Below are 24,268 nucleotides of genomic sequence, written 5' to 3' on the forward strand. Positions count from 1 at the left end.
CAAGCATTGACCGCTTTTCCCCAGAGTCAAACCGCAGCGGCGGCACCCGACCAAAGGCCTGCGTTTCGCCTCAAAACAAACTCAACTGATCCTGCTCGCCTGCCGGTTTGTTCTCCGGGCTTTTCGCCGGCGCGGGCGCGGGTTCGGCCGCATCCACCGGCGCCACAAACCCGTCCACGCGCAAGCGCTCCGCCAACCCCGCCGCCCGCTCGGCACGGGTGCTGACGGCTTCCATCAAGCGCGCCGGCAAGGCCCAGATTTCCACCTTGTGCTTGGCGCGGGTAATGCCGGTGTAGAACAGCGAGCGGGTGAGCAACGGGCTGGCCGTGTCGGGCAGCGCCAGCAGCACTTCGCTGAATTCCGAGCCTTGGCTTTTGTGCACGGTCATGGCGAACGCGCTGTCGTGGCTGGGCAAGCGCGCCGGGGAAAATGGGCGGAAGGTCGGTTCGGTTTCGCCGGCGCTTTCAAAAAACACGCGCAGGCCATTTTCGCTGGCCAGACAGATGCCGATGTCGCCGTTGAACAAGCCAAGGGCGTAGTCGTTCTGGCGCACCATCACCGCCCGACCGGGATACCAACGCTCGCGGCTCGGCAGGCTGAAGCGCCGTTTGAACCGCGCTTCCAGCGCCTCGTTGATGCCTTCAACGCCCCAGGCACCCTGGCGTTGCGCGGTCAGGGCGCGGAAGCCGTTGAAGGCGGCAAACGCCGCCGCCACGTCGCCGCTGCGCGCGGCCGCCAGGAACGGCGCATAGCCATTGTCCAGACGTTCGAGCAAGGCGCTGGGTGTCGGTTCGTATTCCCAGGCCAGGTCTGCCCTGCCCTCTTTCAGCAGGTTGATCGTGCCGGTGGCATCGCCGCTGTTGATGCGGCGGGCCAGTTCGCCGATGCCGCTATCACCGGCAAAACGGTGACTGTGGGTAAGCAGCACCACGGCATCGCCCAAGCGTGAACCGGGGGTTTGCGCTGCTACGGGTTGGCCGGTAAGCCGTTGCAAGTCGGCGGCGGTTTCGGCAGTAAAGCCTCGGCCTTCGCACAGCTCGGCAAACACGGCGCCTGCTTCCACGGCAGACAGCTGATCTTTGTCGCCTAGCAAAATCAGGCGCGCATGAATAGGCAGCGCGTCGAGCAGTTTGGCCATGAGCGCCAGGTCGACCATCGACGCTTCGTCCACCACCAGCACATCCAGCGGCAGCGGACTGGCCGCCGTGTGGCGCACGCGCGGCGTGTCGCCCCGGCTGCCGAGCAACCGGTGCAAGGTGCGCGCTTCTTCCGGCAAAGCCGCCTTGATCGCCTCGCTCACCGGCAGCTCGGCCTTGGCGTTACGAATGGCTTCGGCCATGCGCGCGGCGGCTTTGCCCGTCGGCGCTGCCAGGCCAATGGCCAAGCGTTCGCCGCCCGGTTGTTCAAGTAACGCGGCGAGCAGGCGCACCACCGTGGTGGTTTTGCCCGTGCCGGGGCCGCCGGAAATAACCGCCAGGTTACGGCGCACCGCTTGCGCGGCGGCCAGACGCTGCCAGTCCGGCCCAGCTTGATTGTTGTTGCGGGCAAACAAGCGCGCCAGGCCGTCGGCCAGCACGGTCTCGTCTACTTCCGGATTAGCGCCGCCTCGGGCCAACAGCTGCGCCGCCAGCTGCGTTTCGTAGTGGTGATAACGCGCCAGATACAGGCGCTCGCCGTCGAGTATCAGCGGCGCAAACTCGCCCGGCGCGCCCACCAGGGGCGAGGCCCGCAGTTGCTCGACCCAGAGCGCCAACGCCGGCACCAGCAAACCGCCGCCCACTTCCGGCCACGCCCGCTGCCCGGCCCAGCGCCGCAGCAGCAGGCACACATCGCCGTTGCCCAACGCCGCGCAGGTCAGCGCCGCGGCCAGTAGCACCGGCTCGCTGGCGTCTTCGTCCAAGCGCTGCAAGCTGGCGACAAATGCGCGCTCCAATGGCCCAAGGGGCAGATCGGCAAGGCTCATGGCTGCTCCTCATTGAACAACTGATCGAGGGCATCGAGCAGGCTGTCGGCGGGCCGCGAAAAGTACACGCCCGCTGTAGGCATGCCGCGCAGGAACAGGTAATAGGCGCCGCCCAGTTGCGCGTCGGTGAAGTCGGTCAGGCGCTGGCGCAGGAAGCGCCGCAGCGCGACCAAATAGATGAGGTATTGCAGGTAGTAATGCTCGCCGGCCAGCGCTTGCAACAGGCGCTCGCCGCTGTAGAAGCTGGCGTCCGGGCCGAGCCAGTTGGACTTGTAGTCGGCGATGTACCAGCGCCCTTCATGCTCGAAGGTCAGGTCGATAAAGCCTTTCAGAAAGCCTTTGAGGCTGTCGAATTCCAGACGCTGCGCCGCTTCGCGCATGGGTGCGGCCAGGCCGTGTTGCGGGTCGGCGAGAATGGCGCGCAGGCGATACACATCCAGATGCGCCACCGGAAAGGTAAAGCCCAGCTCAGGCAAACGCCGCGCCGATACCAGGCTGGCCAGGGTCAGGCCGTGGCCGTCGAGGTCGGTGTCGAGCACGCGTTGCAAATGGTCGGCGGCCAGCTCAGTCCAATCGCGCGACAGGCCATGGTCGGTCAGCGCGTGTTCTACCAGCACCGGCAGTTCGCCTTTGCCCCGCGCCCAGTCTTCCAATACCGCGTGCAGGCAGGTACCGGCGCGAGCGCCACGGGGAAAGGCGAAAAAGCCCAGGCCCGGATCGCTGGCGTCAGGAATGCTCAGGTTGTCGCGGTCGGGCGCTTCCATGTGCATGCCCGCCGACAGCCCGGAAAAGCTGCCGATACGCCAGGCGCTGTGCAGGCTGCGCTCAAATTGCCCGAGCTGCTGCGGCGCCGGTGCGCGCTGCTCGCCCGCGGCCGAGGCTTCGCTATTAAGCAGCGGCACGCGCGCAACGGTGCCGCCGCTTACGCCTACCAGCCCATCAATTTCGCTGGCTAAGGCTTCGCCGCTGCGCTCGTTCAGGTGCTGCGCCAACTCGCCCAGCGCGTCGGCGCCGGCCAGTTCGCGGCCATGGAGCAACCACGCCAGGGCGCTGCTGTGCAGGCCTTCTTCGGGCAGCAAACCGGTTTTCTTCACCGGCGCCGGCACCGCCACCGGGCCCCAGTGCAACCACAGGCGATCGCGGGCGCGGGTGAGCGCCACATAGGCCAGACGCAGTTGCTCGGCGAACACTTCTTCGCGGGCGCGCTGCAGGTTGCTGTCGAGGTTTTCGCTGCCCATGTCGAGCATCGGCTGGCCGTGCTCGTCGTGGCAGGTGGCGCTGTCTTTGTGCTGCCCCAGCAGCCGGCCATTCCACAGATACGGGCAGAACACCAACGGGTATTCCAGCCCTTTACTGGTATGGATGGTGACGATCTGCACGCGCTCGGCATCGCTTTCCAAGCGCAGCAAGGCATCTTCGCCGGCGCCTTCGCTGCCGCGTTGGGCATTGAGCCATGCCAGCAACGGTTCAAAGCCAGGACGCTGCTGGCTCTCGGCTTGCAGCAGTTCGGCCAGATGCAGCACGTTGGTCAGCCGCCGCTCGCCATCGGGCGCTGCCAGCAGGCGCTCGGCCACTTGCTCTTGATCGAGCCAGGCGCGGAAGGCGCGCATAAACCCTTGTTGCTGCCAGAGCTGGTGATAAAGCTCGGCGTCTTCGCGCTCACGGTCCCAGGCGCGCTCGTCGTCCTGACAGCGCGCCAGTTGCTGAGCGTCGCGGCCGAGCAAACGCGTGGACAACGCATAACGCAGCACGCCCTCACGGCCGGGTTCCGCATAGGCCGCCAGCACCGCAGCCAGCTCGGCCGCTTCCTCGCTGTGCCACACGCTCTGATTCCCGCGCCGCACGCTGGGCACGCCGCGCGCCACCAACTGCTCGGCCACTTCCGAGGCTTGCCGGTGGTTGGACACCAGCACGGCAATGTCGCCGCCTTTGAGCGGCGTGCGCGTGCCGTCTTTGTCGAAATACGCCTGCCCCTGGGCGCTGGCAGCCAGCAGCGTGGCGATGCGTTGCGCGGTATCGACCGCCACCAGCGCATCGGCGCGGCCTTTGTTCAGCGGTTCATCGCCGAGCCATACCAGCGATAACGGCGCTTCATTGCCCGGTGGCAACACCAGTTGCGAGCGTGCCTTGATGCCAGCCCTCACCTCTGGATAGTCCAAGCCCTCGACCGCGAAGGGCTGCGGCCGCGCGAACAGCAGGTTCAGGGCGGCAATCAGGTCGGCCGTGGAGCGGTAGTTGAAGGGCAAGTCGTAGCGCCGCTCGGCGGCGGCGCGGGCGGTTAAGTAGGTGGCCAGGTCGGCGCCGCGAAACGCATAAATCGCCTGCTTGGGATCGCCGACAAAACACAGGTCGCCGCCGTCTCGGTAGATGCGGTCGAAAATCTGGTACTGCACCGGATCGGTGTCTTGAAACTCATCGATCAACGCCACCGGATAACGGCTGCGCAAGGTCTGCGCCAGGGTCTCGGCCACCGGGCCTTGCAGGGCGTCGTTCAAGCGGTTGAGCAAATCGTCGAACGCCAACATGCGCTGGGCGGCTTTGCGTGCCGGCAGCTCGGCGTTGAGGCGATCGAGCAGACGAACTTGCAAGGCAATCAAGCGTTGCTCGCCAGCCGGAAGCGCGTCGGCGATGGCCAGCAACAGCGTGTCGAACGCTTCGGCAACGGCGCTGACCGGCGGGTTATGGCCTTTCTTGGTGGCCTTGAACAACGCGCTGCCAGTCAGCTTGCCCAGGCCAATCGGCGCATCGAACAGCGCCGCCGGGTCGGCGAAATAGCTGTCCAGTTCGGCCGACCACAGCGGCAGCTTCGCCACTTTGTGGGTGCTCTGGCTCAAGCCGCCGTGTTCTTGCAGTTCTTCGATCCAGCCATAGCCGCCACGGCGCCACAGCTCGGCGGCGCTATGCCACGCCTGGCTGGCAGCCGCCAGTTCATCGGACGCTGGCGCGGGTTCAGCCAGGCGTGGCTCGATACGCAAATAGGGTTTGCCCAAATGCGGACGCAAGCGCTGGCGCAACAACGCCGGGGTGATTTTTTTCTTCGCCAGAAAGCGCGCCCAGGCCGGATCGGCCGATGCCAATTCATGGCGCCAGGCGTCGGTGAGCAAGGCGTCCAGCACCTCGCGATCGTCGCTGGCCAGTTCGCTGTCGAAATCGCCACCGGCTTCAAACGCGGCGTCTTGCAGGGCGCGCTGGCAGAACCCGTGAATGGTGAAAATGGCGGCTTCATCGAAGCCATGCACGGCCAGCAGCAAACGGCGCCGCGCCTCTTCGCCGGGGTATTGGGCGTGCAGGCGCGTGAGGAAGTCGTCGCCGCTGGGCGTGCCTTCGTAAACCGCCAGCAATTCGGCCAGACGCCCGCGAATCCGTTCACGCAATTCCGCCGTGGCGGCGGTGGTGTAGGTGACCACCAGAATCTGCCCGACGCCCAGTTGCCGCTCCAGCAGCAAGCGCGCGTAGAGCGCGGTGAGCGTCCAGGTTTTACCGGTGCCGGCGCTGGCTTCAATCAGCGAACGGCCAGCGAATGATGAGGTGTGAAGGTCGAGGCTCATTCTTCGTCCTCCCCTTCCGGTGCCAAGGCTTGCAGCGCGGGCAGAATCAGCGCGTGGGCCAAGGCCTCGAAGCGCTCGCCGAGCACCTCGCGGTCACGGAACGCCAGGGCGTACCACGGGTCTTGCGACTCGCCGGGCAGGGGGCTGAAGTCCGCACCTTCCCAGGCCACTTTGGCCTTAAAGCGCGCCGCCTCGACGGGCTCTTTGCGCCCTGGCTTGAGCAATCCCTCGGCAAAGCCATAGCTGCTTTTCAGCATCAGCGGCAGCGGTTCGCACAGCGCCTCGCGGTAGGCCAACAGCCAGGGTTCCAGCAGTTCGCGCGGGTTGGCCAGCGGGCCAAGTTGCCAATCGTGGACGGGGGAAATCAGCAGGCTTTCGCGGGCGATATCCGCCGTGGCGCTGAGGTTGAGCAGCACATGACGCAGCCAGAACGAGGGCAAATCCCAGGCGCTCGGTGCGTTGAGGCGCCATTCAAACAAGCCGCTGGAGGTCACGCCGTCGAGCCAACCGTGGATATGCACGCCGGCCAATTGCACGTCGACCAACAGCGGCTGCGGCTGTTCTTCCGGGCGCGCTTCAAACAGGCGGGGCGCAAAGGCACGCACCGGGCCGCGCAGCTTGCCCCACAGCGCCTGGCCCAACTCGCCGGTGGGCAGCCAGCCGGCGGCGCGGGCGATGTCGCGTTCCTGCTCCAGCGTCCAGTCGCGCTCCACCGCTTCCAGCGCCAACTGGCGCAGGCCACGCCACGCCGGGCCTTCGAGAACGAAGGGTTCGTCGCTGGCCAAGGCTTCGTCGCTGTCGGCCAGGCGCAAGCCCAGGCGTTGTTCCAAGAGAAACCGCGCCGGGTGGCGGAAGCATTGCAGCAGCTGCGACGGCTCGATGTGCAGCCAATCGGCGTCCGGCTCCGGCAAGCGCCCGGCAAACGCTGCCGGGCTGCTTTGCGGCGGCTCGGCCAGCCGCTGGGCGGCGCGGAACCATGACGCGGCATAGCTGCGCTGGGCGCCGCCGGCAAAGTTGCCGGGCGAGAACGGTTGCAAGGGGTGGGCGATGGTCAGGTGTCTGCTGGCGAGCTCCTGAGCCTGGGAGTCAGCTTCAAGGGCATCGCGGCTGAAGCCGCTCTTACCGGGCAGGTGGGCGGTGAGGTCGACGGCTTCGAGCACTTCGCTGATCAGTACCGATGGCGGCAGTTCGGCGTTGTTGCGTGGGTCGCGACCGACGTAGCTGAGGTACAGGGCATCGCGCGCCGACAGCAGAATTTCCAGCAGCAGATAACGGTCATCCAGGCGCCGCGCGCGGTCGCCGCGACGGGGGTGTTGGGTAATCAGGTCGAAGCCGGCAGCCGGCGTGCGCCGGGGCAGCGCGCCATCGTCCAGACCCAGCAAACAGACCAGACGGAACGGCAGGCTGCGCATCGGCACCATGGTGCAGAAGGTCACGGCGCCGGTCAGAAAACCCGAGGCGCCACTGCCCTGCTCCAGCGCTGTGCTCAATTGCTGGCGCACCAGCGCCAGTTCAAGCGGCCGCTCGATGCCGGCGGCCTGTGCCTGGTCACGCAACGCGGCGCAGGCCTGGCTTAGCAATAACAAGGTGTCGCCGGCTTCGCGCTCGTCGAACAGGGCGTCGATCATCGCTTGCAGGGTGTCGGCCCAGGCGGCCAGGGAGCGCGGACGTTGCAGGTCTTCGGCCAGGGAAGCCAGGCGCTGAACGAAACCAGCCAGGCGGCCGAGCAGTTGCGCGCGAGCGCCTTCGAGGGCATCCAGCGGCCAGGTGTCGCCCAGCAGTGGCGCGGCATCGCCAGCCAATTGTGGCGGCGCGGCAAAGCCCAGCAGCAGGCGGTCCAGGCCCTGGCGCCAGGTGAAGGCGGCATCGGCAGGCAAGCCGAGTTGCTCGCGGTGCTCGCTGTCGCGGCCCCAGCGCACGCCGGCTTCGCGCAGCCAGTCGCGCAGCAGCGGCAAATCTTCGTTTTCGATACCGGCACGGCGGGCAATCGACGGCTGCTCCAGCCAGGTGAGAATTTCTTCGGCGCCGAAGCGGCTTTGCTCCAGGGTCAGCAGCGCGAGGAAGGCTTCGATAATCGGCAGCTCGGCGCGCAGGCTCCGGTCGGCCAGGCTGAACGGAATACGCGGCGAGCGCGGGCCGCGACCGTGGCTGTCGCGGGTGGCAAACACGGCTTCGATAAAGGGCGCGTAGCGTTCGATATCGGGCGTCAACACCACCACCTGGTCGGGCGTCAGCGTGGGGTCGGCGGCAAAACGGGCGAGCAGTTGGTCGTGCAGAATTTCCACCTCGCGCAGCGGCGAATGGGCGATATGCACTTCCAGGGAGCGGTCGTCTTCACGCAGCACCAACCGCTCTTCGGGCTGGCGCGTGCGCAGGCGCAAAATATCGTTTTGCAGGGCGCGCAGCAGCGAGGTGTCGTGCAGGTCGGCGTCTTCGGAATACAGCCCTATTTCCTGGCCGCCGAGGCCGAACAGCGCGTCGAAAAAGTCGCGCCCTTGTTTGCCGAGACTGGCGAGCAGCGGGTGGCCGACGTCCAGGTACCAATCATCAGCAGCGGTGGCGCTATTGAGCACCGGCTGGCGCGCCAGTTCGCGCACGTCACGAATATCGCCCCAGGCTTCGCGGCACGGGTTAAGGGCGCAAACCACCACCTCAACGTGCCGAGCCAGCCCGTCGAGCACACGCATGTGGTGCGGCGGCAAACTGCTGATGCCGAACACCAGCAAGCGTTCGGGCAGGCCGGCGATGGGCGTGTCGTCGTGCAGGCGGCGCAGTAAATCGTCGAGCAAGCGCGCGCGGTGCGGGTGGCCTTCGCGGGTCAGTTCACGCCAGAGCAAGGCTTGCCAACCTTCGTCGGCGCCAAGGTCGAGCAACTCGTTGCGCTCCCAGGCGGCGAGCCAGTCGTCGCGGTACAACAGGTATTGGTCGAAGACGTCGGCAATGCGAGCGCCGAGCGACAATCGCCGACGCTCATCGCCGCCTTCCAGGTACTGCGCCAGCCGCGGCGCTTGTTCCAGGTTGCTCGGTTCGCACAGCCAGTCGTACAGACGCCACGTTAATGTGGTGGGGGAAAACGCCGATTGCTCCGGCAGCTTATTGATGAGGTCGCCCAATACCAGCCGGGAAATTTCCCAAACAAATTTGGCCGGAAGTTGCACCTCCAGCTGCATGGCGATGCCTTGTTTGCGCGCCAGCTCCAGCGTCAGCCAACGGCCCATGCCCTGGCTCGGCACCACGACCAACGCGGGGGCAAACGGCTCGCGCTGCGGTTGGGCCAACAGGGTGGTGGCCAACGCGCCAAGGGTTTCCAGATCGGGGGCGTGGTAGAGCGTGAGCATGGGCGCCGTCGCTTGCAAAGATGGCACGTAGGTTAACAGCTCGGCAGGCCGTTCGGGACCGGCAAATCGCGCATGGAAACTGGCGTGAAGCGCATTCGCCAACTACAGCTAACTGCATGGCGCACAAGAAAAAATCGAACGCGGGCCGTTTACTTCCGGTCCACTGCCCATATTCGCCATGCTGCCAGGGAGGCCGCGCTTATGCTGACCCTGCTCAACCTGCTTTCTGCCGTCGCCCTGCTGATTTGGGGCACCCATATTGTGCGAACCGGCATCCTTCGGGTGTACGGCTCGCAACTGCGCAAAGTACTCAGCCACAACATGGATACGCGCCCGCTGGCCTTCGCGGCCGGTATCGGCGTGACCGCGCTGGTGCAAAGCAGCAACGCCACCGCACTGCTGGTGACCTCGTTCGTGGGCCAGGGACTGATGGCGCTTACGCCGGCGCTGACGATCATGCTCGGCGCCGATGTCGGTACCGCGTTGATGGCGCGGGTGCTGACGCTGGATTTGTCCTGGCTGTCGCCGCTGCTGATTTTCCTCGGCGTTATTTTTTTCCTCTCGCGCAAACAGAGCCGCGCCGGCCAGTTAGGGCGCGTGGCGATTGGCTTGGGGTTGATTGTGTTGGCGCTGCAATTAATCGTCAGCGCCGCCCTGCCGATCACCGAAGCCCACGGCATTAAAGTGCTGTTTTCCTCGCTGACCGGCGACGTGCTGCTCGATGCGCTAGTAGGTGCGTTGTTTGCGCTGATTTCCTATTCCAGCCTGGCCGCCGTGCTCTTGACCGCGACCATGGCCAGCGCCGGTTTGATCAGCCTGCCGGTGGCGCTGGGTTTGGTGATCGGCGCCAATATCGGCAGCGGCATTCTGGCCCTGCTTACCAGCAGCATGCAGACCGAAGCGGGCCGCCGCGTGGCGCTGGGCAGCCTGCTGTACAAAATCATCGGCCTGCTGCTGATCAGCCCGTTTATTCACCCGTTAGTGCACTGGCTGAGCACCTTGAAAATGAGCCCGCAAACCTTGGTGATCGGCTTTCACCTGGCCTACAACACCACGCGCTGCCTGCTGATGCTGCCGACGGTTCATGTCATGGCGCGGTTTTGCAATTGGCTGCTGCCTGACCGTCAGCTGGACAACGGCATCGCCAAACCCCGTCACCTCGACATGACCGCCCTGGACACACCCAGCCTGGCGCTGAACAACGCCGTGCGCGAAACCCTGCGCATCGGCGACCTGATCGAAACCATGCTCAGCCATTTCCTCGCCGTGTTGCGCGGTCCGCAGCCGCTGGCAGGTAAGGAGCTGCGGCGACTCGGTGATGACGTCGACGCGCTCTATAACGCCGTGAAGCTCTACCTGGCGCAGGTGCCAGGCGAGGCGCTGGGCGAGCACGATCGCCGGCGCTGGGCGGAAATCATTGAGCTGACCGTGGACTTGCAACAAGCGGCAGACCTGCTCGAACGCATGCTCGGCAAAGTGCAAAACCAGAAGACCGCCCAGCAACATTCGTTTTCTGAAGCTGGCCTGCAAGAACTGACCGAAATGCATCAGCAATTGGTGGCCAACCTGCGCTTGGGGCTGAGCGTGTTTTTGTCGGGCGACGCCCACAGCGCCCGCCAGTTGCTGCGCGAGAAACGCCGGTTCCGCGCGCAAGAGCGACGCATGGCCCACGCCCACGTGTACCGGCTGCATCACCACATTGTGCAAAGCATCGAAACCAGCTCACTGCACTTGGAGCTGATCGCGGACATGAAGCGTCTTAACTCGCTGTTCTGCAGCAGCGCCTATGCCGCGCTGGAGGCCCACGAACACGGTGCGTTGGCTGATGGCGATGACGATCACCCTGAGTCAGCCATGCAGCACGCCGACGACGGGCACGCTCACGAGGCAAAACCGGCGGCACGTTGAGCGCTGTCTTTTAACCGACGGCTTGGGCAGAATCTGGCGCCATGCCCAACGCCATCGATCCCCGCCACGCCTCCGTCAGCGCCAGCCTCACCCAGTCGGTGCTACACGCCGCTGCACGGCTGGGTTTGGACCGCAACGACTTGCTGGCCCAGTGCGGCTTGAACGAGCAGCAACTGAGCGATCCCGACGGCCGCGTTGCTTTCAGCGCCCATGAGCAGCTGTGGCAGGAATTGGACGATCGTCTGCAAGCCAGCGAGCCAGGTTTGCTGATCGGCGCCAATCTTGCGCCCGGCCCGTTCAGCGTCTTGGGTTACCTGCTGCAAAGCAGCGCCACCCTGGGCGATGCCCTGGCGGCGGCGCTGCGTTATCAACGTCTGGTTGGCGAAGGCGGCGAGCTGCACCTGCACGCTGAGGGGGATGAACTGCGCGTGATCTATCGCCCCGTGCACCCCGAGCTGCCCGCCACCCGTACGCGCGTGCTGGCGCTGATGGTTTTCTGGGTGCACATGATGGCGCCGCTGCTGCACACCTATCGCCTGCTTCGTGCCGAATTTACCCATCCGCAACCGCTTGATACGCAGCCCTACCTCGCCGCCTTCAATGCCGAACTTCGCTTCGGCTGCGCCGACTACGTACTGGTATTGCCATTGGCGCTTCGCAGTGCGCCGTTGATTCAAGCCAATCCACCGTTGCAAATCCTGCTGCGCCAGCACGCCGAAGCGCTACTAGCGCGCCTGCCCAGCGAAGGTTTAATCGCCCGGGTGGTCGCCCTACTCGGCGCCCAACTCGCCCATGGCGAACCGGACCGTGCCGATCTGGCGCGCACCCTCAACCTGAGCGAGCGAACCCTGCAACGCCGCCTGGCCGAAGAAGGCAGCAGCTACCAGCAGTTGCTTACCGACACCCGCCAGCAATTGGCCGAACGCTACCTCGACGATGGTCAATTGCCCGCTGCGGAAATTGCATTGTTATTGGGCTACTCGGAGCCGAGCGTGTTCTTTCGGGCGTTCAGAAATTGGACGGGGTTGACGCCGGGGGAGTATCGGTCGCGCATACGTTCGGTCTAGAGCACTCAGCGAGGCGCTACGTGCGAACAAAGGCAAAAAGGGCTTGGTAATCGCCTCTGTCGGCGGCCCGCAGCGCGTCGATGTACCTTTTTCGCACTGCGCCAGCCACCGCAAGACTAGCCGCGCTTCCCCATGAAAAGGCGCGATTGCCACATTGACGCAGTAGCAAGGCGGCCATCAGCCGAGCATGGCGTCCGTTGCCGTTGGCAAACGGGTGGAGCCATACGAGCTTGTGATGGAAGCGCGCGGCGGTCTCTTCGAGGGGGTAAACGTCGCTTTCGATCCAGTAGCTGACATTGCCAAGTAGTTGCCGGAGCTGCTCAGCAATCTGGGTCCATTCACAGCCGATATTCTTGCCGGTCTGGCGAAACCGCCCCGCCCATTCCCAGGTGTCGGAGAACATGCGGTTGTGCAGCTCGCGGCAAAACTGATCGGTGAGCACGTCGAGTTTTTTCTGTCGATCGAGCCAGCGGTGGGCGCTGTAGATATTCTCGGCCTCCCATTCATCCAGCTCGCTTTGAGTGCGGATATGAGTGGGCAACAGCCCCGCCGCCTCGTCGGGGTCGAGCGGAGTTTGACCTGGCTGCAACGCCACCGTCACCGCCACAAACGCGTCCATGAGCCGGACAACAACTCCTGTCGCCGATCCGCCACTTTGCGCTCGATGTAACTGTCCGAAGGCCGCTGATCTTCCAGCGCCATGGTGTGAGCGACGCCCATTACCTCTTGCCGCGCCAACGCGTCGGCTCGCGCTTCGATCATGTCGCCCAGCGGCTGGCGAGGGACTAAAGCGTACACAAGCTCGCAATCCAGCCCGGCCGCCAGTTTTCGAAGTTGACCGAGCGTGATGCGGTCGTTGGCCTCTGACACCTCGCATTTTTGCAGCGTGGAAGGCGATACCCCGACCAGTGCCGCCTGAACCCGAACCGAGCGGCCAAGCGATTCGCGAATGGCTTTTAACCACCCCCCGCGCGGTTTAGTCGTGCCTTGCACCAGCATGAAAGGCTCGACGGCACGTTCAATTTGATGGAGTCGAAGCTTGAAGAAAGAGAACGTCTGCATGGCGGCCCCCTGCGAACCAGAAGCGTGATCTGTATGTGTATACGCATACAACATACATGTTTATGTACGCCTATAGGCAATCAGTTAGCAATGTAGCGTGCACCTATAGGCGCACAGATGAACGAAAAAGGCGCGTCTATGGCGCAACGTGGATTCACCAAGGGTTTGGGTTGTAGAAGGGAAACGCTGGAGTTAACTGTGTGCAGACGGTCGTCACATCCTGGCGCCAAGTAGCTCACGCACACTGAGCTGGCTAGCTCTCACTAACGCACTGGCCATTTGGCTCAGCTGTTGAATCACGCCAGATTCGTGGGCCTTGTTGATAAAAGCGTCAGCGGTGGCAAGCGTTTCGACGTAAAGCATCAAGTCAGCGGCGCGCTCCAGCGCAGCTTCGATGGGCACACCGGCATTGACCGAGAACAGCGCAACCCCGTCTACGGTGTCGAAGGGTTGGGAGGTGGTTAAGGCGTTTTTCATCGTCATCTTCCTTAGCTCCGTTAAGCGGCCAAGCGAGCTGCAATTCGAGCGACGGCGAACTCTACGTCGTGACGCGGCGCGAATATGTCGGCTGCGACGGAAAAGGTCGCAGGCTAACGGGAACAAAATTGCCGTTTTGTGGCTGGGACAGGCGAAAAAAAACGCCGTCACAAGACGGCGCTTTCAGCGGGGTCGGAACTGCAACGGTGTTTAAAAAGTCATGCGCCATTCCGCTTGCAAACCATGGTTACGGGCGCTGCTACCCACATCGCCGACATACCCCACGCCAAGGTTTTGCGCGGGACTGATGCCCAGGTCGACGCCAGCTTCCAGCGTCATGCTATTGCGGTCCAGCGTGCTGCCGTAGACGTCAAAGGTGCTGCCGCCGGATCGGTAGGCCTGCTGAGTCACCACGTCGACATCGCCAAACAGGCGACGCCAGCCAGCGCTCGCATGGGGCGTGACGCTCATGCCGTTATCAAGCTGGCCGAGGTGTGCCAACCGCAGGCCAAGCGTAGCGCTGACATTGCTTTGCTGTTGGTCGTCGACGTGCAGCGCCGCTGCGCCACCCTTTTCATCGTAGGCGTCGCGGGCGTAGCGCTGGTAACCCAGGTTGAAAAACGGTTCTTTAAGCAACCGACCGCTGGCGGTTTGATAGGCGAATTCCACGAAGGCTTGCTGCCCTTTCGCCGAATATTCGCCACGTGGGGTGTCGCTGAATTGGTTAAAACTCAGCTCCCGTTTGCTGGTGCCGCTATGCCCGCTGTAGGCCATGCCCATACGCGTGGCTAGGGCGCCGTTCTGGTGTAGCGCATAGGCGCCGAGGTGGTAACTGTTGACGGCGCCGGTGAGATAACTGCCGGCGTCCAGGTCGGTTTTCGAGTAACCACTTACCACGCCCAGACGCCAGTCGCTGGTAACCGCCCAGTCGGCACCGACCAACGCGCCGCTGGTGCGCTGTTGCAGATCTGCGGGGTTGTCGTCCTGCTCGAAGGTGCCTTGGCTGCCAAGGGCCTGCAGCCACACGCGACCCTGCGCCTGCGGGTCTTGCAGGCCGCGTGCATCGTCTGGTGTGCCGGTGGCGACCAGCAGCGGGCCGTCATCGCGAAGCATCGCCGCTTGCAAGCTGTTGCCGCGGCTTTCGAGTTGTTGCATCGCCTGCAACATGCCGCTGCTGACTTGCCCGGTGCTGGCAAGCATGGCCGACACCCGGCTGGCATTGGCGGCGCCGGCCAGTTGTTCGAGGGCGACGCCGGCTGTATTAAAATCGCTCATCAGCAGATGATTGATCAGGCCTGGAGTCTTCACGCCCATGCTAGTGGCTGCATTGATCGCGCTCGGGCTGGTGGCGGCGGTAACAATCGATTTGTCGTTGCGATGCAGCTCCAGCTCAACCGAATGGCTGGTGTAGATCAGCTTCGGATCAAGGAAGTACAGATTGGTTTTCACGCCTTCGAACGTGCCGCCAACGCCAGCTCCGGCGGTGAGAATGGTGTACCGGGTATTCGGCTCGTAGGCGCCCATACCGGCCGCCACCTGCACGCTGGCGTTTTGAATGGTGACGTTGTCGCGCACATCCACCAGCCCGGCTTTGCCATCTGCGCCGGCGCTGACATAGAAGGTGGTGCCCAGCCCCATTTTCAGGCTGCCGTTGATGGTCAGGGTGTCGCTGGCAAACTCTGCACCCAGCGCCCCGCCCTTAATGACTTCCACGCTGCCCACCGTTCCTTTACCGCTCAACACGCCGCCGCTGTTGACGGTAACGGCGGAGTTGGCCAGCGTACCGTTAACGGTCAATTGCCCGCCGTTTACGCTGGTGGTGCCTGTCATGGCGCTGCCGTCGCCATTGAATGTCCATTCAAGCAGGCCGTCTTTAATCAGGCTAAGCGTGCCAGTGCCGCCATTTTCCAGCACACCGTCGAAGGCCGACGCTCCGAGTGCGCCGGTGTTGATGACCAACGTGCTATTGCCCTGCCCGCCACTACGAACGGTGCCCTCGCCCACCAAGCCACCCAACGTCATGCGCTGGCCGGCCAGTTGCAGGCTTGTTGCAGTGCCTTTGAGTTTCACCGCCACAATCTTGCTGGTGAGGTCTGCGCCTTCGAGTTTTAAATAACTGCTGTCGTTGAAAGTAAGTAAGCCGCCGACAATAGCGTCTTCGGCGGTAACGCGAATAAAACTTGCGTCGGAAAACGTAACTTGGGCGCCGTTTAGTGCACCTTTTTTTGAAGCTACAAGACTTGAATTATCTTTAAAGTATTGTTTACCCGCATTCACCGCATCGGCTTCGGACGCTTGTAATTGGCTATCACCGGAGAACTCTACCGAGGTGCCTGGTTTAAACGTATTTTTTATATTCGCCTGCACCACATCTTGCCCGGCGAAGCCCATATCCACGGCAATAGCGCCATCGGTGCTTGCGTTATAATCTGCGGCCAGCGCATGAGCGGCGATAACCTGAGCGATAACGGCGCATATAACAGACAACTTAAATGTATTCATAATTATTCCTTGAGTAAGCAACTTCACCGCGACACTTAATAGGCGAAACAATAAATTCGCTGCTGCCATTACGGCCGAAGCATTAGAAGAAAAGGGGGACTGAGGCAAACAACAGGCGCGGACGGTAACAACTTAAAAACTTAGTTGTCCACGCCAAGGAACTTCCCTACAAAACATTGAGATCGAAGAAAAACTAATCAGCCTGAAACCGAACTAAAACACTCACTTTCACACGACACTCGCACGTAATCTGCCGCCGCCAGACAGCGGCGTTCGCTGGCCGCCCCCGTCTATTTTCCGTACCATCCGCCCCCCTTTTTGCCGTACCGCAGCCGCTGCCATGAAACCCGCTCGCCTTCGCGCCGACCTCCTCGCCGGCCTCACTACGTCATTTGCTTTGGTGCCGGAGTGCATCGCCTTTGCCCTGGTGGCGCACCTCAATCCGCTAATGGGCCTTTATGGCGCCTTTATCATCTGCACGCTCACGGCCTTGTTTGGCGGGCGGCCTGGCATGGTGTCGGGGGCGGCGGGGTCGATGGCGGTGGTGATCGTGGCGCTGGTGGTGCAGCACGGCGTTCAATACTTGCTCGCAACGGTGTTGCTCGGCGGGGCGATCATGGTGCTGTTCGGGCTGTTGCGGCTCGGCAAGCTGGTGCGCATGGTGCCGCACCCGGTGATGCTGGGATTTGTGAATGGCTTGGCGATCATCATTGCGCTGGCCCAGTTAGAGCACTTCAAAAGCGGCGAGCAGTGGCTGAGCGGTTTGCCGTTGGCGCTGATGCTCGGCCTGGTGGCGCTGACCATGGCCATCGTCTATCTGCTGCCGCGCCTGACCCGCTCGGTGCCGCCGGCCTTGGTGGCGATTCTCAGCGTTGGCTTGGCGGTGTACCTGCTGAACCTGCCCACCCGCACCCTCGGCGACATGGCGCACATCGCCGGCGGCCTGCCGACGTTCGCGCTGCCCGCCCTGCCCTGGACCGTCGAGACGCTAAAAATCATCGCTCCCTATGCGCTGCTGATGGCCATGGTCGGCCTGCTGGAAACCCTGCTCACCCTTAACCTCACCGATGAAGTGACCGAAAGCCGTGGCTACCCCGACCGCGAATGCGTGGCGTTGGGCGCGGCGAACATGGTGTCGGGCGCGTTTGGCGGCATGGGTGGCTGCGCGATGATCGGGCAAACCGTCATCAACCTCAGTTCCGGCGGCCGTGGACGGCTGTCAGGCGTGGTCGCCGGGGTGATGATTCTGCTGTTCGTGCTGTTTCTGTCGCCGCTGATCGAGCGCATACCGCTGGCGGCGCTGGTGGGCGTGATGTTTGTGGTGTCGCAGCAGACTTTCGCCTGGGCCTCGCTGCGGGTACTGCACAAAGTGCCGCTGAATGATGTGCTGGTGATTGTCGCTGTCACGGTGATTACCGTGTTTACCGACCTGGCCACCGCCGTGCTGCTGGGCATCATCATTGCCGCGCTCAACTTCGCCTGGCAGCACGCCCGCGAACTGTACGCCGACATTCACCTGGAGCCCGACGGCAGCAAGCTGTACCGCCTGCACGGCACCTTGTTCTTTGCCTCGACGACGCCGTTCCTCAATCAGTTCGACCCTGCCCAAGACCCGGCGCACGTCACGCTCGACTGCCAGCACCTGAGCTTTGTCGACTACTCGGCCATTGCCGCGCTAAAAACCCTGCGCGAGCGCTACAGCAAAGCCGGCAAGCACCTGCGCGTGGTGCATTTGTCCGAACGCTGCAAGAAGCTGCTCAAGCGTGCCGGCGCCGAGCACGCGTAACGGCATTCAGGCGTCAGCCACCACCACTTCGAGGCCGACGCGTCGGTAGTCTTCGATGTCGCCAGAGGGCACGCGGGCTTCAGTGAACAGCGTGTGCACCCGGGAACACGGCGCGATGACGAAAGGCTCCACAGCGCCCAGTTTGTCGGCGGTGGTCACCGCGATCACCTGCGAGGCGCTGTTAAGCAGCGCCTGTTTCAACTCCACTTCTTCGAAGCGCGGCGTGGTCAGGCCGATGTCCGGGTGCAACGCGCACACGCCGGTAAACAGCAGGTCGGCCTTGACGCCGCGAATCAGCTCCAGCGCCTCGCGGCCGTAAGTGGCCATGGTGGTGGGATTGAGCTGCCCGCCCGCCACAATCACGTTGATGCCGGGGTACTCCGCCAGCGCTACGGCCGTCATCGGCGAAGCGGTAATCGCGGTCAGGCGAATATCCAGCGGCAGCGCGCGGGCGATGTGCAGCGGCGTGGTGCCGGAATCGAAAATCACCACTTGGCCGTCTTGCACGCGCTCGGCGGCCAATTGCGCCAGTTGGCGTTTCATGTCGTCGCTGTCGTTCAGCCGCGCGAAATAATCTTTCCCGGAATCCTTGGGCCGTGGCAGCGCGCCGCCATGTACGCGCTGCACCAGGCCGGCGCCGGCCAGCTCGGCCAGGTCGCGGCGAATGGTGTCTTCGGACACCTCGAAATGCGCGCTCAGTTCACTCGCCAATACGCGCCCATCGCGCTCAAGCATTAACAAAATCTTCTGCCGCCGGACCTGCGGTAAATCGGTGACGATGTGCTGGCTCTGCATGGTTATGCCTGCTTATGCGGGTTTGTGCGTTTTTCACTGAATAGGCGCAAGCCTAGCGGGGCATTCAGGCAAATACAACGGCGACCTTCCGGCGCTTTTTGCGATCAGCGCCGCCGCTCTTGTAGACTCCCCGGCCTTACTGGCCTCTGGTTTAGTCCCATGCAAGGTTGTTGCTTGAGTTGGCGGTGGTTGCTCAACGGCGTACTGCTGATGATTGCCCTGGGTTCGGCGCCGTTACGGGCGGCCGAGCCGCTGGACGTCGTCGTCGTGCGCGAACAACCGGCCTCGCTGACCGCCTTTATTGCCTTGCTGGAAGACCCCGCCGGCAACCTGACCCTCGCCGACGTGCAGCAGCCCGAATGGGCCAGCCGTTTCAGCACCGACTTGCCTGCCACCAGCGCCCTGGGGCTGGGCTTTACCCGTTCGGCGTACTGGTTGCGCGTGCCGCTGCGCAACACCAGCGGCACCACGCTGCACCGGATGCTAGCGGTGGAAAACCCGCGCATCTCCCATATTCAGGCGTACCTGCCCGACAGCCAGGGACAATACCGCGCCGTTATCACCGGCTCCGATGTCCCTGCCGACACGAAGGTGTACGCCAACCGCAACTTCATCTTCCCGCTGACGCTGGCCCCCAACAGCGAGCAGGTGATTTACCTGCGCATGCAATCGGCCGTTGGCTTGCTGATTCCGTTGCAGCTGTGGGCGCCCGAGGCGTTTCATGCCCACGAGCGTGACGACTATGCCGGCCAGGCGTGGTATTTCGGCATTGCCGTGGCGATGATCTTGTTCAACCTGATGCTGCTGGTGTCGCTGCGCGACCGCATCTATTTGCTCTATGTCACCTTTGCCACGCTGACGTTTGCCGCCCTGGCAATCAAAAACGGCCTGGCGCCGGACCTGCAACTGGCCGGCGTGCCGCTTAACGCCAACGTGATGTATTACTCGGCCACGTCGCTGGCACTGGCCGCCATGCTGCTGTTTATGCGGCGCATGCTCGCCACCGCGCAGTTGCTGCCGCGCACCGACCGCGTGCTGGTCGGTTTTATCGCGCTGTACCTGCTAACGCCCATCGCCTATGCCGTAGCGTTGCCGCTGTTTTCCCGCGCCGGCATTGTGCTCAACCTCGTCACTGCGCTGGTGGTGGTAGGCGTGGGCATCGCGGCGGCGTTAAAGCGCCAGCGCAGCGCTTATTTCTTTCTCGGTGCGTTTGCTTTGCTCATGCTCGGCGGGGCCATGACCTCGCTACGCGCCATGGGCATCCTGCCCACCAACCTGTTTACCGTAGACGGTTTGCAACTCGGCTCGGCCCTAGAAATGTTGCTGTTGGCCTTTGCCCTCGCCGACCGCTACAACGTGCTGCGCCGGGAAAAAGCCCGCGTGCGCGAGCAATTGCTGCACACCCAGGAACAACTGGTGCACACCCTGCAGCACTCCGAACGCGAACTGGAACAGCGCGTGGCCGAGCGCACCGAGCAGTTGCAAGCGCTCAACATCCAACTGGAAACCCTGAGTCTTACCGACGCCCTCACCGGCATCGCCAACCGTCGCCGATTCGACGAGGTGCTGACCCAGGAATGGGCGCGCGCGCAACGCATCGGCTCGCCGTTGGGCCTGGCGATTCTCGATGTCGACTGGTTCAAGCCCTACAACGACCACTACGGCCACCCCGCCGGCGATGCCTGCTTGCAGCAAATCGGCAAGGCGCTGGCCGCCACCGTGTGCCGCGCCAGTGATCTGGTGGCGCGCTACGGCGGCGAAGAGTTCGTGTTCCTTGCGCCCATGACCGACAGTGCCGGCGCCCAGGCCATGGCGCGCAAAGTGGTGCAGGCCATCGCCGCCTTGCAACTGCCCCATGCGGCCTCGCCGCTGGGCCATGTGACGGTAAGCGTTGGCGTGGTCAGCCTGGAACCGAGCGCCGACACGTCGCCGCAGTTGCTGGTGCAACAGGCCGACGCCGCCTTGTACGAAGCGAAAAAGCAGGGCCGTAATCGCATCAGCGCGCCGTAGCCGGGCCTGTGTGGCTTTGCGGTCGATTTCAGCGAACGGCCGTCCGGCAACGCCCTTTTGATCCTACGCCGCGCTGATCACCTTCCTCTTCCGAGCCTTGCGCGGTGCGCGCCACTCTGCGTACGCGCACTTCGCGCTACAACGGAAAGGACTCGCCGCATGACCAAGCACTGCATCACCACTGAACACGGCCACCGCTTCCATTCCACCGGCCAGGTCGAATATTCACGCGGGCTGTTTAGCGTAACGCCCGATGTGCCGCTGCTCGACGCCCTGCACAGCGTGTCGTGCCTGCTCACCAGCATGGAAGACGGCATTCTCGACGCCGCCGTCGGCAACCTGCCGCTGCAAGACAACGCCGCCTGGCTGACCCACCACACCTTGCAGTCCGCCAAAACGGTGGTCGACTCGCTGATTGGCAGCATGACCTCACCGGCATCGGCGATGCTTGGCAGCCAATCGGCCTGGACGCGCGAAGCCGGCTACCTGTCGTATTTCATCCTCGATGACATGCATGTGCAGCGCGCGCCGTTCGGGCGCTTCGGGCCGTTCCCCAGCGCCAATGCCATGCGCGAGGCGCTGGACCGCATTGAACGCAAGGTGCCCGACATTATTCTGGTCAGCCGCAAAGCCCGCCTGGCAGCGGACCTGATTGGCGAGTCGGAGTTAAACGAAGAGCACGCCAAGACGTTAGCGAAGATCGACGCGCTGACGGCATAAGCGCGCGGGCAACGGACGGGCGCACTCAGTCCAACTGGTTGCGCAGCGTCCGTTCCTTCAACCGATAAAACTGCGCCGAGCCACCATTGCCGGCGCTCTCGTAACGCGCAGCCACCGCCGCCGCAGCATCGGCAGCCACGTCGAACGCATCGATCAGCGTTTGCCGGTCGTCGCTCGCCACCACCTTGCCATGATCGAAACGGCCCGCCATAAATCCGCCTTCGGGCAAATCGAGCACACCCTGTTGCAGCTCGCCATGGGCGGCGCGACCGAAGACCAATCGCTTCACCTGCGCGCCCTGCACTTCCTTCAAAACCCCCAAGCCATCGGCTACGTTGCCGGCGCATTCACCGTCCCAGCGCGCCGACCCTGCGGGCCAGTCAGCGGGCAAGGTGGTTACCGTGCAGGCTGCGACAGCCAACGGCGAAAGCAGGGAAACACTCGCCGCCAGGAACAGGCGGCTTGGCAAACGGCTAACGCTGAAATCCATGGGAGCAACTCGCGGCAGATAAGGGCCTGGCTATTTAAGCAGACGCCCTGGCGGGGCAACACAGCGCAGCGGACTCAAATGCCCGCCCAAGGTTTGGCAAAAATTCTTGAAACCTCTGCGCAAACTATCGAGTCAGAACTCTCAATAGGGAGTGCCATTTCCGAGGCGCTCTGGCACCACTGGAGCACGCTCATGTTGATACTCACCCGCCGCGTTGGCGAAACACTTCAGATTGGTACTGACATCTCGGTCACCGTGGTGGAGGTTAATGGCAACCAAGTGCGTATCGGCATTGCTGCGCCTAAAGAAGTGGCGATCATGCGGGACGACGCGAAAAAGCGACAACCCTCCACTGCCCCCGCCTGACTCAATGAGAGCCACCCATGTCGCGCCGCATTCTGCATGAGGGCCCCGCCGATATTATTTTCTGCTTCGCTCAAGGGTCCATCGAGCTGAGCAAACCCACCGTTATTCGCGAAGAGCGGTTAGGCGTTTATTCCGCCGCCGCCACCGACTGGGAATTACCCACCGGTGCCAGCTACGTGATTGTGCGCTTTGCCGGGGAAGAGCTCTCCGGCACAGTCACTCAGCAGGCCAAGACCACCCTGTATTTCTCCTGACCCGCCTCGTTCGCGTTACGCGCCGATCACCCCGCCATCCAGCCGGGTGATTAGCAGCGTGGTCGAGCGCGGGCGGGTTTTGCCGTCGCTGGCCGGAAAGCTGATGCCGGGGTGCTGGATGTTCGCCCACATCGCCTTGCCATCCGGGCTCCAGGCCAAGCCGGTGATTTCGCAGCCACGCGGCCCGACCAGAAAACGCCGCACCTCACGGCTCGACGGATCCGCACACAGCAACTGATTGCAGCCCATGTTCTGCATGGCCGGGTCGACGTCGTCGTAGTCGGTCTGAATCCACAGGCGCCCCGCCTCATCGAATGCCAGGCCATCGGGCGAGGACAACACGTCGCCATTAATGGTGCCCGTCAGGTTGGCCGCCACCGGCTTGCCATCTTTGCCCTTGCTGCCCTGCGCTTCGCCGGCCAGCAAAAACAGCTCCCAAGTAAACGTGGCAGCCGTCGGATTGGCGTCTTTTTCGTTAAACCGCAGGATGTGCCCGTGCAGGTTTTGCGCACGCGGGTTGGCTTTGTCCAACGGCTGTTTAGTGCCGCGTCCGTCGTTGTTGGTGAGGGTCACGTACACCTCGCGGGTACGCGGATGCACGGCCGCCCATTCGGGGCGGTCCATGGGCGTGGCGCCGGCTTTGTCGGCCGCCGCGCGGGCATTGACCAGCACCTCGGCCTGACTGGCAAAACCGTTCTCGGCGCTTAGCCCATTCTGCCCGTGCACCAGCGCCAGCCACTCGCCACTGCCGTCGGCGTTGAGCTTGGCGACGTACAGCGTGCCGCTGTCGAGCAGGTCGCGGCTGGCTTTGGGGTTGCTGGCGTCGTGCTTACCCGTCGGCACGAATTTGTAGATGTATTCGCCTTTGGCGTCATCGCCTGAATAGAACGCCATCTTGCCGTCGTCGCCCAGGCTCATCGCGGCGCACTCACGGCTGAAGCGGCCGAAGGCGGTGCGTTTGATCGGCTGCGCTGCGGGGTCGAACGGATCGATTTCCACCACCCAGCCGAAACGGTTGGGCTCATTCACATGGCCGCCGTGGGGTTGGCTGGCGTCTGGCGTGGCGTCGAAGCGCGGGTCGGCGGTTTCCCAGGCGTAGTTTTTACTGGTGCCGCTGCTCGCCAGGCCATAGCGCTTATGGGCGACGCGCTGGGCGAAGTCAGCCTGGTCACGGTTGATAAAGTAATTCGGCCAGTTCTCTTCGCAGGTCAAAAACGTGCCCCACGGCGTGACCCCGGTGGCGCAGTTATTCAAGGTGCCGAGCACTTCCAAACCGCTCGGATCGCTGGCGGTTTGCATCAGCGCATGACCGGCCAACGGGCCCGCCAAACGCATGGGGGTGAGCATGCTGATGCGCCGGTTGTAGGCGGAATCCAGCACGCGCTGCCATTGGCCATCGGCGCCCTTCTTCACCTCGATCACCGACACACCGTGGGCCGCCTGTTCCTTGCGCACTTCGTTGAGCGGGCGCGGCTTGCTCTGGTCGATGGTGCTGGAAGGATGCAGATGCGGGTTGATGTATTCGTGGTTCATCACCAGCAGGCCACGGTCGGTTTCGCCGGGGAAGGCGAAGAAGTCCATGCCGTCGTGGTTGTCGCCGGCCTGTTTCAACTGCGCTTGCCAGTCGTCGCTGGCGTCGGCATTCCACGCCGGCGCGCCCGCCTCCACCGGATCGCCCCACGAGAAAAACGGCACGGCGCGATACCCCTCGGCCACCAGCACGCGGTCGAAGTTCGGGTCGAGCTGCACGGGCACGCCTTTGAAGTTCAGCAACGGACTGGCGCCCGCTTTGCTGCACGCACCCAGGCCACCGAAGAAGCCCAGAATCGCCACGCTCAGCCCGCCCTTGAGCACATTGCGGCGGCTGGGATTCAACAGCTCGGCCAGGCTCGGGTTGCTGCTGGGGTTGATGGCGATGTCGTCGTGGCTTTCCAGTTGTTGATGAAACTGCTGGTGATCGTGGCGCATGGCAAGGCTCGCAA

Annotated in this window: 17 protein-coding genes; 7 read left to right on the forward strand and 10 right to left on the reverse strand. The window is 63.5% G+C overall.

All coding sequences use genetic code 11. The annotated features are described in order from the left end of the window. Positions 1–70 precede the first annotated feature (70 nt). Genes recD through recC form a run of 3 tightly spaced genes read right to left on the reverse strand, consistent with a single transcriptional unit; the run spans position 71 to position 8,849 of the window. The gene (gene recD / locus AC0IW7_RS00155; RefSeq protein ID WP_471815296.1) at positions 71–1,963 is read right to left on the reverse strand and encodes an exodeoxyribonuclease V subunit alpha; all 1,893 of its coding nucleotides are present in this window, start codon (positions 1,961–1,963) and stop codon (positions 71–73) included. Beyond that, positions 1,960–5,511, reverse strand: coding sequence for an exodeoxyribonuclease V subunit beta (gene recB / locus AC0IW7_RS00160; RefSeq protein ID WP_471815297.1), 3,552 nt, complete (start codon positions 5,509–5,511; stop codon positions 1,960–1,962). Before recB ends, recD begins: the two co-directional genes overlap by 4 nt. After that, positions 5,508–8,849 carry an exodeoxyribonuclease V subunit gamma gene (gene recC, locus AC0IW7_RS00165; RefSeq protein WP_471815298.1) on the reverse strand — a complete coding sequence of 1,114 codons (3,342 nt, stop codon included), beginning with the start codon at positions 8,847–8,849 and terminating at the stop codon, positions 5,508–5,510. The genes recB and recC overlap by 4 nt, the downstream gene beginning before the upstream one ends. A 201-nt stretch (positions 8,850–9,050) precedes the next feature. On the opposite strand from recC, the gene AC0IW7_RS00170 reads away from it, so the two are divergent. Together AC0IW7_RS00170 and AC0IW7_RS00175 are read left to right on the forward strand one after the other, a co-directional pair. Next, complete coding sequence (locus tag AC0IW7_RS00170; protein WP_471815299.1) at positions 9,051–10,757, forward strand: Na/Pi cotransporter family protein; 1,707 nt, start codon at positions 9,051–9,053, stop codon at positions 10,755–10,757. A 41-nt stretch (positions 10,758–10,798) separates the two neighbouring features. Beyond that, the gene (locus AC0IW7_RS00175; protein WP_471815300.1) at positions 10,799–11,824 is read left to right on the forward strand and encodes an AraC family transcriptional regulator; all 1,026 of its coding nucleotides are present in this window, start codon (positions 10,799–10,801) and stop codon (positions 11,822–11,824) included. A 16-nt stretch (positions 11,825–11,840) separates the two neighbouring features. Here the strand turns inward: AC0IW7_RS00175 and AC0IW7_RS00180 are convergent, their stop codons facing one another. From AC0IW7_RS00180 to AC0IW7_RS00195, 4 genes are all read right to left on the reverse strand, one after another. Then, positions 11,841–12,443, reverse strand: coding sequence for a mobile mystery protein B (locus tag AC0IW7_RS00180; protein ID WP_471815301.1), 603 nt, complete (start codon positions 12,441–12,443; stop codon positions 11,841–11,843). Beyond that, a complete protein-coding gene (locus AC0IW7_RS00185; RefSeq protein WP_122493982.1) occupies positions 12,422–12,886 on the reverse strand; it encodes a helix-turn-helix domain-containing protein in 465 nt (154 codons plus the stop codon). Before AC0IW7_RS00185 ends, AC0IW7_RS00180 begins: the two co-directional genes overlap by 22 nt. Before the next feature lie 213 nt (positions 12,887–13,099). Beyond that, complete coding sequence (locus AC0IW7_RS00190) at positions 13,100–13,363, reverse strand: DUF3077 domain-containing protein (protein WP_471815302.1); 264 nt, start codon at positions 13,361–13,363, stop codon at positions 13,100–13,102. Between the two features lie 210 nt (positions 13,364–13,573). Continuing rightward, a complete protein-coding gene (locus AC0IW7_RS00195; RefSeq protein WP_471815303.1) occupies positions 13,574–15,865 on the reverse strand; it encodes an autotransporter family protein in 2,292 nt (763 codons plus the stop codon). Positions 15,866–16,205: 340 nt separating this feature from the next. Here AC0IW7_RS00195 and AC0IW7_RS00200 point away from each other — a divergent pair, with 340 nt between their 5' ends. Next, entirely contained in the window at positions 16,206–17,651 is a 1,446-nt protein-coding gene (locus AC0IW7_RS00200) for a SulP family inorganic anion transporter (protein ID WP_471815304.1), read from the forward strand. A 6-nt stretch (positions 17,652–17,657) separates the two neighbouring features. Here the strand turns inward: AC0IW7_RS00200 and AC0IW7_RS00205 are convergent, their stop codons facing one another. Beyond that, positions 17,658–18,446 carry a DeoR/GlpR family DNA-binding transcription regulator gene (locus AC0IW7_RS00205; RefSeq protein ID WP_471815305.1) on the reverse strand — a complete coding sequence of 263 codons (789 nt, stop codon included), beginning with the start codon at positions 18,444–18,446 and terminating at the stop codon, positions 17,658–17,660. 159 nt (positions 18,447–18,605) lie between these two features. On the opposite strand from AC0IW7_RS00205, the gene AC0IW7_RS00210 reads away from it, so the two are divergent. Together AC0IW7_RS00210 and AC0IW7_RS00215 are read left to right on the forward strand one after the other, a co-directional pair. Next, a complete protein-coding gene (locus tag AC0IW7_RS00210; RefSeq protein ID WP_471815306.1) occupies positions 18,606–20,456 on the forward strand; it encodes a diguanylate cyclase domain-containing protein in 1,851 nt (616 codons plus the stop codon). Positions 20,457–20,615: 159 nt separating this feature from the next. After that, the gene (locus AC0IW7_RS00215) at positions 20,616–21,176 is read left to right on the forward strand and encodes a DUF3077 domain-containing protein (RefSeq protein ID WP_471815307.1); all 561 of its coding nucleotides are present in this window, start codon (positions 20,616–20,618) and stop codon (positions 21,174–21,176) included. Positions 21,177–21,201: 25 nt separating this feature from the next. Here the strand turns inward: AC0IW7_RS00215 and AC0IW7_RS00220 are convergent, their stop codons facing one another. Beyond that, the gene (locus AC0IW7_RS00220) at positions 21,202–21,666 is read right to left on the reverse strand and encodes a hypothetical protein (RefSeq protein ID WP_471815308.1); all 465 of its coding nucleotides are present in this window, start codon (positions 21,664–21,666) and stop codon (positions 21,202–21,204) included. A gap of 192 nt (positions 21,667–21,858) precedes the next feature. On the opposite strand from AC0IW7_RS00220, the gene csrA reads away from it, so the two are divergent. Further along, a complete protein-coding gene (gene csrA, locus AC0IW7_RS00225) occupies positions 21,859–22,032 on the forward strand; it encodes a carbon storage regulator CsrA (protein WP_463383559.1) in 174 nt (57 codons plus the stop codon). 17 nt (positions 22,033–22,049) lie between these two features. After that, positions 22,050–22,286 (forward strand): hypothetical protein, encoded by a 237-nt coding sequence (locus AC0IW7_RS00230; RefSeq protein ID WP_122493991.1) that lies wholly within the window; start codon positions 22,050–22,052, stop codon positions 22,284–22,286. Between the two features lie 15 nt (positions 22,287–22,301). Here AC0IW7_RS00230 and AC0IW7_RS00235 read toward each other — a convergent pair whose 3' ends face one another. Continuing rightward, a complete protein-coding gene (locus AC0IW7_RS00235) occupies positions 22,302–24,254 on the reverse strand; it encodes a PhoX family protein (protein ID WP_471815309.1) in 1,953 nt (650 codons plus the stop codon). Positions 24,255–24,268: the final 14 nt, after the last annotated feature.

The organism is Pseudomonas sp. AC229, assembly GCF_979254655.1.

What these genes read in the sequence shown, in the direction of transcription:
- AC0IW7_RS00180 (WP_471815301.1), bottom strand. Translation starts at nt 12,443, where the DNA reads ATGGACGCGTTTGTGGCGGTGACGGTGGCGTTGCAGCCAGGTCAAACT.
- AC0IW7_RS00190 (WP_471815302.1), bottom strand. Translation starts at nt 13,363, where the DNA reads ATGAAAAACGCCTTAACCACCTCCCAACCCTTCGACACCGTAGACGGG.
- recB (WP_471815297.1), bottom strand. Translation starts at nt 5,511, where the DNA reads ATGAGCCTCGACCTTCACACCTCATCATTCGCTGGCCGTTCGCTGATT.
- AC0IW7_RS00200 (WP_471815304.1), top strand. Translation starts at nt 16,206, where the DNA reads ATGAAACCCGCTCGCCTTCGCGCCGACCTCCTCGCCGGCCTCACTACG.
- AC0IW7_RS00205 (WP_471815305.1), bottom strand. Translation starts at nt 18,446, where the DNA reads ATGCAGAGCCAGCACATCGTCACCGATTTACCGCAGGTCCGGCGGCAG.
- AC0IW7_RS00210 (WP_471815306.1), top strand. Translation starts at nt 18,606, where the DNA reads ATGCAAGGTTGTTGCTTGAGTTGGCGGTGGTTGCTCAACGGCGTACTG.
- AC0IW7_RS00175 (WP_471815300.1), top strand. Translation starts at nt 10,799, where the DNA reads ATGCCCAACGCCATCGATCCCCGCCACGCCTCCGTCAGCGCCAGCCTC.
- recC (WP_471815298.1), bottom strand. Translation starts at nt 8,849, where the DNA reads ATGCTCACGCTCTACCACGCCCCCGATCTGGAAACCCTTGGCGCGTTG.
- recD (WP_471815296.1), bottom strand. Translation starts at nt 1,963, where the DNA reads ATGAGCCTTGCCGATCTGCCCCTTGGGCCATTGGAGCGCGCATTTGTC.
- AC0IW7_RS00215 (WP_471815307.1), top strand. Translation starts at nt 20,616, where the DNA reads ATGACCAAGCACTGCATCACCACTGAACACGGCCACCGCTTCCATTCC.
- AC0IW7_RS00235 (WP_471815309.1), bottom strand. Translation starts at nt 24,254, where the DNA reads ATGCGCCACGATCACCAGCAGTTTCATCAACAACTGGAAAGCCACGAC.
- AC0IW7_RS00195 (WP_471815303.1), bottom strand. Translation starts at nt 15,865, where the DNA reads ATGAATACATTTAAGTTGTCTGTTATATGCGCCGTTATCGCTCAGGTT.
- AC0IW7_RS00170 (WP_471815299.1), top strand. Translation starts at nt 9,051, where the DNA reads ATGCTGACCCTGCTCAACCTGCTTTCTGCCGTCGCCCTGCTGATTTGG.
- AC0IW7_RS00230 (WP_122493991.1), top strand. Translation starts at nt 22,050, where the DNA reads ATGTCGCGCCGCATTCTGCATGAGGGCCCCGCCGATATTATTTTCTGC.
- csrA (WP_463383559.1), top strand. Translation starts at nt 21,859, where the DNA reads ATGTTGATACTCACCCGCCGCGTTGGCGAAACACTTCAGATTGGTACT.
- AC0IW7_RS00220 (WP_471815308.1), bottom strand. Translation starts at nt 21,666, where the DNA reads ATGGATTTCAGCGTTAGCCGTTTGCCAAGCCGCCTGTTCCTGGCGGCG.
- AC0IW7_RS00185 (WP_122493982.1), bottom strand. Translation starts at nt 12,886, where the DNA reads ATGCAGACGTTCTCTTTCTTCAAGCTTCGACTCCATCAAATTGAACGT.